The organism is Escherichia sp. 94.0001, from assembly GCF_013369155.2.
In the GTDB taxonomy this organism is placed as follows: Bacteria; Pseudomonadota; Gammaproteobacteria; order Enterobacterales; family Enterobacteriaceae; genus Escherichia; species Escherichia coli_F.
In genome coordinates, this window is record NZ_JABWMS020000088.1 from 1 (window position 1) to 12,073 (window position 12,073).

Annotated in this window: 14 protein-coding genes; 13 read left to right on the forward strand and 1 reads right to left on the reverse strand. The window is 51.1% G+C overall.

The window, feature by feature from the left end; genetic code table 11:
* The first annotated feature begins 205 nt into the window (after window positions 1-205).
* The 7 genes from HEN33_RS22605 (at window position 206) to HEN33_RS22635 (ending at window position 6,655) form a co-directional block, all read left to right on the forward strand.
* Window positions 206-766, forward strand: a complete 561-nt coding sequence (locus HEN33_RS22605; RefSeq protein WP_032184725.1) for a fimbrial protein — start codon at window positions 206-208, stop codon at window positions 764-766.
* A gap of 84 nt (window positions 767-850) precedes the next feature.
* Window positions 851-3,487 carry a fimbrial biogenesis outer membrane usher protein gene (locus tag HEN33_RS22610; RefSeq protein ID WP_176263709.1) on the forward strand — a complete coding sequence of 879 codons (2,637 nt, stop codon included), beginning with the start codon at window positions 851-853 and terminating at the stop codon, window positions 3,485-3,487.
* Window positions 3,488-3,506: 19 nt separating this feature from the next.
* A complete protein-coding gene (locus tag HEN33_RS22615) occupies window positions 3,507-4,259 on the forward strand; it encodes a fimbria/pilus periplasmic chaperone (RefSeq protein ID WP_088541247.1) in 753 nt (250 codons plus the stop codon).
* A gap of 15 nt (window positions 4,260-4,274) precedes the next feature.
* Complete coding sequence (locus tag HEN33_RS22620; RefSeq protein WP_105287750.1) at window positions 4,275-4,790, forward strand: fimbrial protein; 516 nt, start codon at window positions 4,275-4,277, stop codon at window positions 4,788-4,790.
* Entirely contained in the window at window positions 4,787-5,275 is a 489-nt protein-coding gene (locus HEN33_RS22625) for a fimbrial protein (protein WP_074578741.1), read from the forward strand. The genes HEN33_RS22620 and HEN33_RS22625 overlap by 4 nt, the downstream gene beginning before the upstream one ends.
* Window positions 5,272-5,811: a fimbrial protein gene (locus tag HEN33_RS22630; RefSeq protein WP_176263708.1), complete on the forward strand. Its 540-nt coding sequence runs from the start codon at window positions 5,272-5,274 to the stop codon at window positions 5,809-5,811. The genes HEN33_RS22625 and HEN33_RS22630 overlap by 4 nt, the downstream gene beginning before the upstream one ends.
* A gap of 1 nt (window position 5,812) precedes the next feature.
* Window positions 5,813-6,655, forward strand: a complete 843-nt coding sequence (locus tag HEN33_RS22635) for a StfH/YfcO family fimbrial adhesin (protein WP_176263707.1) — start codon at window positions 5,813-5,815, stop codon at window positions 6,653-6,655.
* Window positions 6,656-6,712: 57 nt separating this feature from the next.
* Here the strand turns inward: HEN33_RS22635 and smrB are convergent, their stop codons facing one another.
* Window positions 6,713-7,264, reverse strand: coding sequence for an endonuclease SmrB (smrB, locus tag HEN33_RS22640; RefSeq protein WP_000730533.1), 552 nt, complete (start codon window positions 7,262-7,264; stop codon window positions 6,713-6,715).
* 164 nt (window positions 7,265-7,428) lie between these two features.
* Here smrB and prmB point away from each other — a divergent pair, with 164 nt between their 5' ends.
* The 6 genes from prmB to HEN33_RS22670 are packed head-to-tail and all read left to right on the forward strand — an operon-like array spanning window position 7,429 to window position 11,977.
* On the forward strand, window positions 7,429-8,361 hold the full coding sequence (prmB, locus tag HEN33_RS22645; RefSeq protein WP_001298774.1) for a 50S ribosomal protein L3 N(5)-glutamine methyltransferase: 933 nt from the start codon (window positions 7,429-7,431) through the stop codon (window positions 8,359-8,361).
* A gap of 34 nt (window positions 8,362-8,395) precedes the next feature.
* Window positions 8,396-9,481 (forward strand): chorismate synthase, encoded by a 1,086-nt coding sequence (gene aroC, locus HEN33_RS22650; protein WP_176263706.1) that lies wholly within the window; start codon window positions 8,396-8,398, stop codon window positions 9,479-9,481.
* 2 nt (window positions 9,482-9,483) lie between these two features.
* Entirely contained in the window at window positions 9,484-10,308 is an 825-nt protein-coding gene (gene mepA, locus HEN33_RS22655) for a penicillin-insensitive murein endopeptidase (protein WP_176263705.1), read from the forward strand.
* Entirely contained in the window at window positions 10,308-11,117 is an 810-nt protein-coding gene (locus HEN33_RS22660) for a sulfite exporter TauE/SafE family protein (protein WP_000447348.1), read from the forward strand. Before mepA ends, HEN33_RS22660 begins: the two co-directional genes overlap by 1 nt.
* On the forward strand, window positions 11,117-11,665 hold the full coding sequence (gene epmC, locus HEN33_RS22665; protein WP_176263704.1) for an elongation factor P hydroxylase: 549 nt from the start codon (window positions 11,117-11,119) through the stop codon (window positions 11,663-11,665). The genes HEN33_RS22660 and epmC overlap by 1 nt, the downstream gene beginning before the upstream one ends.
* A gap of 33 nt (window positions 11,666-11,698) precedes the next feature.
* The gene (locus tag HEN33_RS22670) at window positions 11,699-11,977 is read left to right on the forward strand and encodes a YfcL family protein (RefSeq protein ID WP_000559764.1); all 279 of its coding nucleotides are present in this window, start codon (window positions 11,699-11,701) and stop codon (window positions 11,975-11,977) included.
* Window positions 11,978-12,073: the final 96 nt, after the last annotated feature.

Here is a 12,073-nt window from a genome sequence, read left to right on the forward strand (position 1 = left end):
CTACATAAGTGTTTAAGCATTACTACATTGATTGTTCTTAAAGATAAGACCAACATAACGACACACCAGAGAATATCTGTTTACATTCTATGATTATTTGGGACATATGATGTTCAATGGTTAACTAAAAGCGTCAGACATAATATATACAATAATATTATGTCAGTTGCTTGTATTATACATTTTAATGATTTAAGGACAAATAATGAGTAAGTTTGCCAAAACAGCCATTGCTGCCGCAATGGTGATGGGCGCAGTTGTCTCCGCGTCAGCATTTGCTGCAGGCAACAACGGTACTGCACGTTTCTACGGCACCATTGAAGACTCCCCGTGCTCTATCGTTCCAGACGATCACAAACTGGAAGTGGATTTAGGTAACATCGGTGCCGAAGTACTGAAAAACAACGGGACTACCACGCCGAAAGATTTTCAGATTCGTTTGCAGGACTGCGTATTTGATACCCAAACGAACATGGAAACGACGTTCACCGGTAACGTTTCTACGGGAAACGAGAATTACTACACTATTTTTAATACCGATACAGGTGCTGCGTTTAACAATGTAAGCCTGGCGATTGGTGATAAGCAAGGTACTTCCTATAAAAGCGGTGCTGGCATTAAACAGGCGATCGTAAATGACTCAGCAACCAATAAAGGCAAACCTAAACAGACTCTGAACTTCAAAGCCTGGTTAGTCGGTGCGACGGGTACGCCTGACCTGGGTGGTTTTGAAGCGAATACCACTTTCCAGATTACCTATCTCTAAGGTAATTCACCCCCATAGCATCTCGCTATGGGGGATTTTGGCGAGTTTTTGGACTTATTATAATAATCACGGATGAATACGTGTATGCCTGACCATTCCCTTTTCCGCTTACGGGCGCTTCCCTGGTGCGTTGCCGTGGCCATCTCTGGATGCCATATCAATGCCTGGGCTGATGAAGATATTCAGTTTGATTCCCGTTTTCTGGAATTAAAAGGCGACACGAAAATCGATCTAAAACGCTTTTCAAGCCAGGGTTATGTTGAACCGGGTAAATACAGTTTACAGGTTGAGGTGAATAAACAGCCATTACCCGGTGAATATGATATTTACTGGTATGCAACAGAAAATGATGCCAATAAGACTTACGCCTGCCTGTCGCCAGACCTGGTGGCACTGCTTGGTTTCAAAGAAGACATTGCGAAAAATTTGCAATGGGTTCACGACGGTAAATGCCTCAAGCCAGGCCAATTTGACGGTCTGGAAATGCGCGCTGACTTAAGCCAGTCCGCACTCCTTATCAGTTTGCCGCAGGCTTATCTTGAATACAGCGATGTCGACTGGGACCCTCCCTCGCGCTGGGATGATGGCATCTCAGGTTTAATTGCCGATTACAGCATCAACGCCCAAACCCGACACGAAGAAAATGGCGGTGATGACAGCAACGATATCAGTGGCAACGGTACGGTTGGCGTTAACCTCGGGCCGTGGCGCTTGCGAGCCGACTGGCAGAGCGATTATCAGCATACCCGCAGTAATGATGAAGAGACGGAAGACAGCACCGAAAGAAACTGGGACTGGAGCCGTTACTACGCCTGGCGCGCGTTACCGAGTCTGAAAGCCAAGCTGGCACTCGGTGAAGATTACCTCGATTCCGATATTTTCGATGGCTTTAACTACATCGGCGGTAGTATCAGTACTGACGATCAAATGCTGCCGCCGAATCTGCGCGGCTATGCTCCGGATATTTCCGGCGTGGCCCATACGGCGGCGAAAGTCACCGTTAGCCAGGCCGGGCGCGTAATCTATGAAACCCAGGTGCCAGCCGGGCCATTCCGTATCCAGGATCTCGCCGATTTTAGCTCTGGTACGCTGCATGTGCGCATTGAAGAGGTGAACGGTCAGGTGCAGGAGTATGACATCAGCACCGCCTCCATGCCGTTCCTGACTCGCCCGGGCCAGGTGCGCTACAAAATTATGATGGGGCGACCACAGGAGTGGGGGCACCATGTGCAAGGCGGGTTCTTTTCCGGTGGCGAAGCGTCCTGGGGGATAGCAAACGGCTGGTCACTGTATGGCGGGGCGCTTGGCGATGAAAATTACCAGTCAGCCGCGCTTGGGATTGGTCGCGATCTTTCCGTTTTCGGTGCGATGGCCTTTGATATCACCCACTCGCATACCCGACTTGACGATTCGACCGCTTACGGAAAAAGCACGCTCGACGGTAACTCTTTCAGAGTCAGTTACTCCAAAGACTTTGATGAACTCAACAGCCGCGTCACCTTCGCCGGATACCGCTTCTCGGAAGAGAACTATATGACCATGAGCGAGTATCTGGACGCAAATGACAGCGCAATGGTTCGCTCTGGCAATGATAAAGAGATGTACACCGCCACCTATAACCAGAACTTCAGGGATGCCGGTGTTTCTGTTTACCTGAACTATACGCGCCACACCTACTGGGATCGTGATGAACAGACCAACTACAACGTAATGCTCTCCCACTATTTCAATATGGGCGGCATTCGGAACATGAGTATCTCTCTGACCGGTTATCGCTACGAGTATGACGATAGCGCTGACAAAGGCGTCTACATCTCCTTAAGTATGCCGTGGGGCGATAGCAGCGTTGTGAGTTACAACGGCAACTACGGCAGCGGTTCAGACAGCAGCCAGGTAGGGTATTTCAGTCGTATCGATGACGCCAGTCATTATCAGATAAACGTGGGCAACAGTGAAAATCACTCCAGCGTGGATGGTTATTACAGCCGTGACGGCTCAATGGCCCATGTGGATCTCAATGCCAACTACCATGAAGGGCAGTACACCTCTGCCGGGTTGTCGCTACAGGGCGGCGCTACGCTCACGGCTCACGGTGGCGCGTTGCACCGTACTCAAAATATGGGCGGTACGCGACTGCTGATAGACGCTGACGGTGTCGCGGACGTACCGGTCGAAGGAAATGGTGCAGCGGTGTACACCAATATGTTTGGTAAAGCTGTCGTTGCCGACGTCAATAACTACTACCGTAACCAGGCCACGATTGACCTGACCAGACTGCCAGAAGACGCCGAAGCCACGCAGTCAGTGGTGCAGGCGACGCTTACCGAAGGCGCTATTGGCTACCGTCAATTTGCGGTCATCAGTGGGCAAAAGGCGATGGCTGTCCTGCGCATGAGTGATGGCAGTTACCCGCCATTTGGTGCGGAAGTGAGAAACGAACATGACCAGCAGGTCGGCCTGGTTGATGATGACGGCAACGTCTATCTGGCCGGGGTAAAAGCGGGCGAACACATGCGTGTCTCGTGGAATGGCGAACCTCACTGTGAGATCTCACTGCCAGACCCGCTGCCCGCCGACCTGTTCAACGGCCTGTTACTGCAGTGCAAGCAACAAGGCACGGTGATGCCTGCGGCTCCGGCAGAGATTAAACCGATGATTCAGGAACAAACGCAGCAGGTCACACCTGGCGCGGAACCCATGGCTATTTCAGCAAACCAATAACGTGATTAAGGATTGATCCATGTATACATTGACTCGCTCTGCAACACGCGCTGCCCCTGCGTTGGCGCTGCTGGTGGCGGCCGCCAGTTTTACCACCCACGCATCGGTGACGCCCGACCGTACACGCCTGGTCTTCAATGAAGGCGACAAATCTATTAGCGTCACGTTGCGCAATAACGACCCGAAGCAGCCCTACCTGGCACAAAGCTGGATGGAGGACGAAAAGGGTAACAAAATCAGCTCGCCACTTACGGTACTGCCGCCGGTACAGCGTATTGATGCGATGATGAATGGTCAGGTAAAAGTCCAGGGAATGCCGGATATCAACAAGTTACCTGCCGATCGTGAGAGCATGTTCTACTTTAACGTGCGTGAAATCCCGCCAAAATCGAACAAACCTAATACGCTGCAAATTGCCCTGCAAACGCGTATCAAATTGTTCTGGCGACCAAAGGCACTGGCAAAAATTAACATGAGAGACCCGTGGCAGCACAAGGTGACGTTAACCCGCAATGGTCAGGCGTTCACCGTCAATAACCCCACGCCCTATTACGTGATTATCAGCAATGCCAGCACACAGAAAAATGGTAATCCGGCGGCTGGGTTTACGCCGCTGGTCATGCCGCCGAAATCGTCCGCACCGTTGAATGTGAAGATGGACACTGTGCCGGTGCTGACTTACGTCAACGACTACGGCGCGCGATTGTCGCTGAACTTTAAATGCACTGGCAATAATTGCCAGGTGGATGCAGAGCAAAGCCGCAAAGGCTGATGCCGGGAGAGTCTTATGAAATACACGTTTCTGGTGGGAACGGGCATTTTTCTCCTGAGCGGTTGGCTGATGGGGAACCTTGCCGTCGCAGGGCAAAGTAAACAGGTGTCATTGTCTTTGCGCGTTCTGGTGGATGGGCCACCGCCCTGTTCCGTAAAGGGGAGCAATGTGCAATTTGGCGAAGTCTACATTAGCAAAATCAATGGCACGAATTACCGCACCACGCAGCCGTTTTATACCCTGAACTGTAGTAGCAGGGCTTCAGGTATTGATGATCTGCGGATGCAGCTTAAAGGCACTACCACCGTGATTAACGGGGAAACTGTCATTGCGACCGAAATACCCGGCCTGGGCATTCGCATTGAAAATGGTGCTGATAACTCTCTGTTCAGAGTGGGTGAAGGTAACTGGTCTGATTTTAATGTTAACCAGTTGCCCAATCTCAAAGCGGTGCCGGTAAAACAGAGTGGAGCGCAGCTTACGCCTGCGGAATTTAACGCCAGTATGACGATGGTGGTGGATTACCAATGAAAAAACGCTTGTTACTTTTACTCTGCACCTGCGGTGGCGTTGCGCTGGCGTCTGACGATGACATCACCTTCCACGGTACGCTGGTGGCACCGCCTGCCTGTGCTATCAGCGATGGAAAGACCCTCGAAGTGGAATTTCGCGATCTCATTATCGATAGTATCAACGGAGACTATGGTCGCAAGGAAGTGGTATATGGCCTGAGCTGTGACTCTGACACGCGCGATCCCGAGTGGAATATGACACTCACCTGGACGGGTACGCAGACCGCCTACAATGACTCGGCTATCGAAACAGACGTTCCCGGCTTTGGTATTGAGCTTCAGCACGATGGTCAGCCTTTTAAGCTGAATACTCCGCTTACTATTAACGCCACCGATTTTACCCAAAAGCCGAAGCTGGAAGCCGTGCCAGTGAAGTCAGCCGATGCGGTGCTGAGTGATACCACGTTTTCAGCCTATGCAACATTGCGGGTGGATTATCAATGAAGACAGAACGTATTTGTTCGCTCGGCTATGGGCTGTTAGCGGGCCTGCTGTTGATCGGCAGCACGCGTGCCCTGGCCGTGGACAACAACCTGCATTTTTACGGCAATTTAATTAGCCGCTCTTGTACGCTGGTGGTTGAGAGCGGAAATCTGGCCGAAGTCCATTTTCCGACTATCAGTCGTCGGGATCTTATGGCTGCGGGGGAGTCTGCGCACGTGCCGGTGGTGTTTAAGCTGAAAGATTGTAAGGGGCCTGCGAGTTATCAGGTCCAGGTGACCCTTACCGGTACGGAAGACAGTGAACAGCCCGGTTTCCTGGCGCTGGATACCACATCAACCGCGCAGGGCGTCGGGATTGGGATGGAGACAACTGACGGTGTACGGGTGGCGATTAACGACCCAACCGGGGCGAAATTCACGCTTAGCGATGGCAGTAATGACATTAATTTCAGGGCCTGGTTACAGGCGAAAAGCGGTCGGGAAGTGACGATGGGTGATTTTACCGCCAACCTGACGGCAACCTTCGAGTATATATAATATGAAAAAATGGATGATTTGTTTCGCAAGTCTGATATTACTTGCTCTCAGTTTAGGAACCCCAAAGAGCTATGCGGGTGATAAGCTCTACAGCTCAAACTTTCCCTCGACAGAAATATATTATGCAACAAATAACATCAGTATGCTGGGCACTTTATATTTCTATGTTACGGTATTAACGCCAAAAGAAGTAGCTTATGGTCAATATGATTCAGGCGCAAGAAGAGGTGACACTCTCAAAGTCATATCCTGGACCGGCTCTGGTCCGGCACCAAAGATAGTGCTGACTGACTTTGGCAATACAGCCACCTCAAATTGCCCAGGTATCAATACGTCTATATATAAATGTGGATTTATGAATTTTAGTATCACGGTATCATCTGATGATTATGGCTGCCCATGGATTGCCTCTTTTTATTCAGTTTCACAGGCTAATGGATATAGTGCATATACAAGTCCAACAGTGAGTCGTACTGTTTGTCCAACAATTCCAGTATCTTCCTATGATATCTCCTGGAGTGATAGTTATGTTAGCCATTCTAAAACGTTGCAATTACAATCCAATGGTTCAACCATCACAACAACGCTTTCGACCTATCTGATGGAAAGTGGCAATCTCTGCGATGGCAGTAATTTTGATGCCAGAGGAGCATACTGTCGTGCAGTTTCAGATTTATTAACGTTTACCTCTTATGGTTGCGATAATGCAGAGGTGACAGTCACACCGACACGTAAACCGTTAACGGATAGAAAACTCCACGACATTGTGGTGAAGGTGAATACCAGTAGTCGGCAACCGATTGATTCTACGTGCCGTTTCCAGTATGTCTTAAATGAATTGTAATGTTAATCTTTCACCGACCAGTTAGCTGGTCGGTGAAAGTGCATGTTGATAATGATGTCAGGGCAACTCAGGCGGCAACCACTCTTCCACTTCAATCAACACTAATAAAGCTGCATCACCGCCGTACTCTTTCGGTGCCTGGTGAAACGCCATCACATGCGGATGTTGCGCCAGCCACAGCGGTGTTTGCTGCTTCAAAATATGCTTACCATGACCATGCATCACGCAAGCGCAAAACACATGTTCACGACGGCAGGCGGCAATCAGAGCCCCAAGTTCCTGCTTAGCTTGCAACTGCGTCAAACCGTGTAAATCTAAAAACAACTCCGGCGAATAATCGCCGCGGCGCAGTTTCTTCGCTTCAAAGTGGCTGACATCCGGACGGACATATTTCACCGGACCTTCGGTATTCAATAACGGTTGAAACTCATCGGAGAAATAATGGCTGGCATCGGCCTGTTCCTGAATTAACCGCTTGACCGGTACTTCGCTAATTTTTTTACGCAGCGGCCGATGGACAATGGTGTCCTGCTTTATCTGGCGGGTTCCCGCCATCAACTGGCGGAACAGCGCCTGGTCCTCCTCGCTAAGTGATGATTTCTTTTTCATTTACATCTCTCATTTCTAATTTTCCTACAGTTTACCCGACTCGTCGTCTAATCGATCGTTTTAAACGTATTTTTCCTCACTCACCGCGCGTGAATGCTGATTTATCGTCATCTTCATGGCAAACTAGCCGCCGAAATTAATGCGACCATGCCCTGGAGGAATACGTGGATAAAATTTTCGTTGATGAAGCAGTAAATGAGCTGCAAACCATTCAGGACATGTTGCGCTGGTCGGTGAGCCGCTTCAGCGCGGCAAATATCTGGTACGGCCACGGCACCGATAACCCGTGGGATGAAGCCGTACAACTGGTGCTGCCATCGCTCTACCTGCCGCTGGATATTCCGGAAGATATGCGCACCGCGCGTCTGACTTCCAGCGAAAAACATCGTATTGTTGAACGCGTGATCCGCCGCGTCAACGAACGCATTCCGGTGGCCTACCTGACCAACAAAGCCTGGTTCTGCGGCCATGAATTTTACGTCGATGAACGTGTGCTGGTGCCGCGCTCGCCGATTGGTGAACTTATCAACAATAAATTTGCCGGACTCATCAGCAAGCAACCGCAACACATTTTAGATATGTGCACCGGAAGCGGCTGTATTGCGATTGCCTGCGCTTATGCCTTCCCGGAAGCAGAAGTCGACGCGGTAGACATCTCTCCTGACGCGCTGGCGGTTGCTGAACAGAACATCGAAGAACATGGTCTGATCCACAACGTCATTCCGATTCGTTCCGATCTGTTCCGGGACTTGCCGAAAGTGCAGTACGACCTGATCGTCACTAACCCGCCGTACGTTGATGCGGAAGATATGTCCGACCTGCCAAATGAATACCGTCACGAGCCGGAACTGGGTCTGGCATCTGGTACTGATGGCCTGAAACTGACGCGTCGTATTCTCGGTAATGCGGCAGATTACCTTGCTGATGATGGCGTGCTGATTTGTGAAGTCGGCAACAGCATGGTACATCTTATGGAACAATATCCGGATGTTCCGTTCACCTGGCTGGAGTTTGATAACGGCGGTGATGGTGTGTTTATGCTCACCAAAGAGCAGCTTATTGCTGCACGAGAACATTTCGCGATTTATAAAGATTAAGTAAACACGCAAACACAACAATAACGGAGCCGTGATGGCTGGAAACACAATTGGACAACTCTTTCGCGTAACCACCTTCGGCGAATCGCACGGGCTGGCGCTCGGCTGCATCGTCGATGGTGTTCCGCCAGGTATTCCGCTGACGGAAGCGGACCTGCAACACGATCTCGACCGTCGTCGCCCTGGGACATCGCGCTATACCACCCAGCGTCGTGAGCCGGATCAGGTCAAAATTCTCTCCGGTGTTTTTGAAGGCGTTACTACCGGCACCAGCATTGGTTTGTTGATCGAAAACACTGACCAGCGTTCTCAGGATTACAGCGCAATTAAAGACGTTTTCCGTCCAGGCCATGCCGATTACACCTACGAACAAAAATATGGCCTGCGCGATTATCGCGGCGGCGGTCGTTCTTCCGCTCGCGAAACCGCCATGCGCGTTGCAGCAGGGGCGATTGCCAAAAAATATCTCGCTGAGAAATTTGGTATTGAAATTCGCGGCTGTCTGACCCAAATGGGCGACATTCCGCTGGAAATCAAAGACTGGTCTCAGGTCGAGCAAAATCCATTCTTCTGCCCGGATCCGGACAAAATCGAAGCCTTAGATGAACTGATGCGCGCGCTGAAAAAAGAGGGCGACTCTATTGGCGCGAAAGTCACCGTGGTGGCCAGTGGCGTCCCTGCCGGACTTGGCGAGCCGGTCTTTGATCGCCTTGATGCTGATATCGCCCATGCGCTAATGAGCATTAACGCGGTGAAAGGTGTGGAAATTGGTGATGGTTTTGACGTGGTAGCGCTGCGTGGCAGCCAGAACCGTGACGAAATCATCAAAGACGGTTTCCAGAGCAACCATGCGGGCGGTATTCTCGGCGGCATCAGCAGCGGGCAGCAAATCATTGCCCATATGGCGCTGAAACCGACCTCCAGCATTACTGTGCCTGGACGCACCATTAACCGCTTTGGCGAAGAAGTTGAGATGATCACCAAAGGCCGTCACGATCCTTGTGTTGGGATCCGCGCGGTGCCGATCGCGGAAGCGATGCTAGCGATCGTTTTAATGGATCACCTGTTACGTCAACGGGCGCAAAATGCTGATGTGAAGACTGATATTCCACGCTGGTAAAAATGAACAAAACTGCGATTGCGCTGCTGGCCCTGCTTGCCAGTAGCGCCAGCCTGGCAGCGACGCCGTGGCAAAAAATAACCCAACCTGTGCCGGGTAGCGCACAATCGATAGGCAGTTTTTCTAATGGCTGTATCGTCGGTGCTGATACGCTGCCGATACAGTCCGAACATTATCAGGTCATGCGTACCGATCAGCGTCGCTATTTCGGGCACCCGGACCTGGTGATGTTTATCCAGCGTCTGAGTAGCCAGGTGAGCAATCTGGGTATGGGCACGGTGCTGATTGGCGATATGGGAATGCCTGCTGGTGGGCGTTTCAATGGCGGTCACGCCAGTCATCAGACCGGACTGGATGTGGACATCTTCCTGCAACTGCCGAAAAAACGCTGGACCTCCGCGCAACTCTTGCGCCCGCAAGCATTAGATTTGGTTTCCCGCGACGGTAAACACGTTGTCCCCACGCTGTGGAAGCCCGAAATTTTCAGCTTGATTAAACTCGCCGCGCAGGACAAAGACGTCACGCGCATTTTTGTTAATCCGGCGATTAAACAACAACTTTGCCTTGATGCGGGCACCGATCGCGACTGGTTACGCAAAGTGCGGCCCTGGTTCCAGCATCGCGCCCATATGCATGTACGATTACGTTGTCCTGCCGATAGCCTGGAGTGTGAAGATCAACCTTTACCGCCACCGGGCGATGGTTGCGGGGCAGAACTGCAAAGCTGGTTTGAACCACCAAAACCGGGACCAACAAAGCCTGAGAAGAAGACACCGCCTCCGTTGCCGCCTTCCTGCCAGGCGCTACTGGATGAGCACGTGATCTAATGGAAACGTTTAATAGCCTGTTTATGGTTTCCCCGCTATTACTGGGACTCCTCTTTTTTGTCGCCATACTGGCGGGATTTATCGACTCTATTGCCGGGGGCGGTGGGCTACTCACCATTCCGGCATTAATGGCGGCGGGGATGTCTCCGGCTAACGCGCTGGCAACCAATAAACTGCAAGCCTGCGGTGGTTCTATTTCTGCCACTATCTATTTTATTCGCCGCAAAGTGGTTAGCTTAAGCGATCAGAAACTTAATATCGCCATGACCTTTATCGGCTCAATGAGCGGCGCTTTGCTGGTACAGTACGTTCAGGCTGATGTCTTGCGGCAGATTTTGCCCATTCTGGTGATTTGTATTGGTCTTTATTTCTTACTGATGCCCAAACTGGGAGAAGAAGATCGCCAGCGTCGGATGTATGGACTGCCATTTGCGCTGGTAGCAGGGGGCTGCGTTGGTTTTTACGATGGATTCTTTGGCCCGGCTGCCGGATCGTTTTACGCGTTAGCCTTCGTTACGCTGTGCGGCTTTAACCTCGCCAAAGCCACGGCCCACGCCAAATTACTCAACGCAACGTCTAATATCGGCGGTTTGCTGCTGTTTATTCTCGGCGGCAAAGTGATTTGGGCGACAGGATTTGTGATGCTGGTGGGGCAGTTCCTCGGCGCGCGCATGGGGTCAAGACTGGTGTTGAGCAAAGGACAAAAGCTGATTCGCCCGATGATTGTTATTGTCTCGGCGGTGATGAGTGCCAAATTACTTTATGATAGCCACGGACAGGAGATCCTCCACTGGTTGGGGATGAACTAATGAATAGTACACACCACTATGAGCAGTTGATTGAAATTTTTAATAGCTGCTTTGCCGATGAATTTAATACCCGTCTGATTAAAGGCGACGACGAACCGATCTATCTTCCTGCTGATGCGGAAGTACCGTATAACCGAATCGTCTTTGCTCACGGCTTTTATGCCAGCGCAATTCATGAGATTTCGCACTGGTGTATTGCCGGGAAAGCGCGCCGTGAGCTGGTTGATTTCGGCTACTGGTATTGTCCGGACGGACGCGATGCCCAAACGCAAGGCCAGTTTGAAGCTGTTGAAGTGAAGCCGCAGGCGCTGGACTGGTTGTTCTGTGTGGCGGCGGGATATCCGTTTAATGTCAGTTGCGACAATCTGGAAGGGGATTTCGAACCGGACCGCGTGGTATTTCAACGGCGGGTACATGCACAGGTGATGGATTATCTGGCAAACGGTATTCCCGAGCGTCCGGCACGCTTCATTAAAGCACTACAAAATTATTATCACACGCCGGAACTTACGGCGGAACAGTTCCCGTGGCCGGAAGCGCTCAACTGAAGCCTGCGCCACGTTTTACAATGAGGAAAGAAGATGATCGCGGAGTTTGAATCACGCATTCTGGCATTAATCGACGGTATGGTTGACCATGCCAGTGATGATGAGTTGTTTGCCAGTGGGTATTTGCGTGGCCACCTGACATTAGCCATCGCAGAACTGGAAAGTGGTGATGACCACTCCGCCCAGGCGGTACATACGACCGTTAGCCAGAGTCTGGAAAAAGCCATTGGTGCCGGTGAGTTGTCGCCGCGAGACCAGGCGCTGGTGACCGATATGTGGGAAAATCTGTTTCAACAGGCGTCACAGCAGTAAGTTGTTGGCGTCTGGAGCGTCATGCCTGATGCGACGCTTATCGCGTCTTATCAGGCCTACAGGTTTCACGTAGGTCGGATAAGGCGTTCACGCCGC

Excerpts from the sequence above, each read along its gene's own strand:
- HEN33_RS22615 (WP_088541247.1), top strand. The coding sequence starts at position 3,507 with ATGTATACATTGACTCGCTCTGCAACACGCGCTGCCCCTGCGTTGGCG.
- HEN33_RS22605 (WP_032184725.1), top strand. The coding sequence starts at position 206 with ATGAGTAAGTTTGCCAAAACAGCCATTGCTGCCGCAATGGTGATGGGC.
- epmC (WP_176263704.1), top strand. The coding sequence starts at position 11,117 with ATGAATAGTACACACCACTATGAGCAGTTGATTGAAATTTTTAATAGC.
- HEN33_RS22620 (WP_105287750.1), top strand. The coding sequence starts at position 4,275 with ATGAAATACACGTTTCTGGTGGGAACGGGCATTTTTCTCCTGAGCGGT.
- HEN33_RS22610 (WP_176263709.1), top strand. The coding sequence starts at position 851 with ATGCCTGACCATTCCCTTTTCCGCTTACGGGCGCTTCCCTGGTGCGTT.
- HEN33_RS22660 (WP_000447348.1), top strand. The coding sequence starts at position 10,308 with ATGGAAACGTTTAATAGCCTGTTTATGGTTTCCCCGCTATTACTGGGA.
- smrB (WP_000730533.1), bottom strand. The coding sequence starts at position 7,264 with ATGAAAAAGAAATCATCACTTAGCGAGGAGGACCAGGCGCTGTTCCGC.
- HEN33_RS22635 (WP_176263707.1), top strand. The coding sequence starts at position 5,813 with ATGAAAAAATGGATGATTTGTTTCGCAAGTCTGATATTACTTGCTCTC.
- mepA (WP_176263705.1), top strand. The coding sequence starts at position 9,484 with ATGAACAAAACTGCGATTGCGCTGCTGGCCCTGCTTGCCAGTAGCGCC.
- HEN33_RS22670 (WP_000559764.1), top strand. The coding sequence starts at position 11,699 with ATGATCGCGGAGTTTGAATCACGCATTCTGGCATTAATCGACGGTATG.
- HEN33_RS22625 (WP_074578741.1), top strand. The coding sequence starts at position 4,787 with ATGAAAAAACGCTTGTTACTTTTACTCTGCACCTGCGGTGGCGTTGCG.
- aroC (WP_176263706.1), top strand. The coding sequence starts at position 8,396 with ATGGCTGGAAACACAATTGGACAACTCTTTCGCGTAACCACCTTCGGC.
- HEN33_RS22630 (WP_176263708.1), top strand. The coding sequence starts at position 5,272 with ATGAAGACAGAACGTATTTGTTCGCTCGGCTATGGGCTGTTAGCGGGC.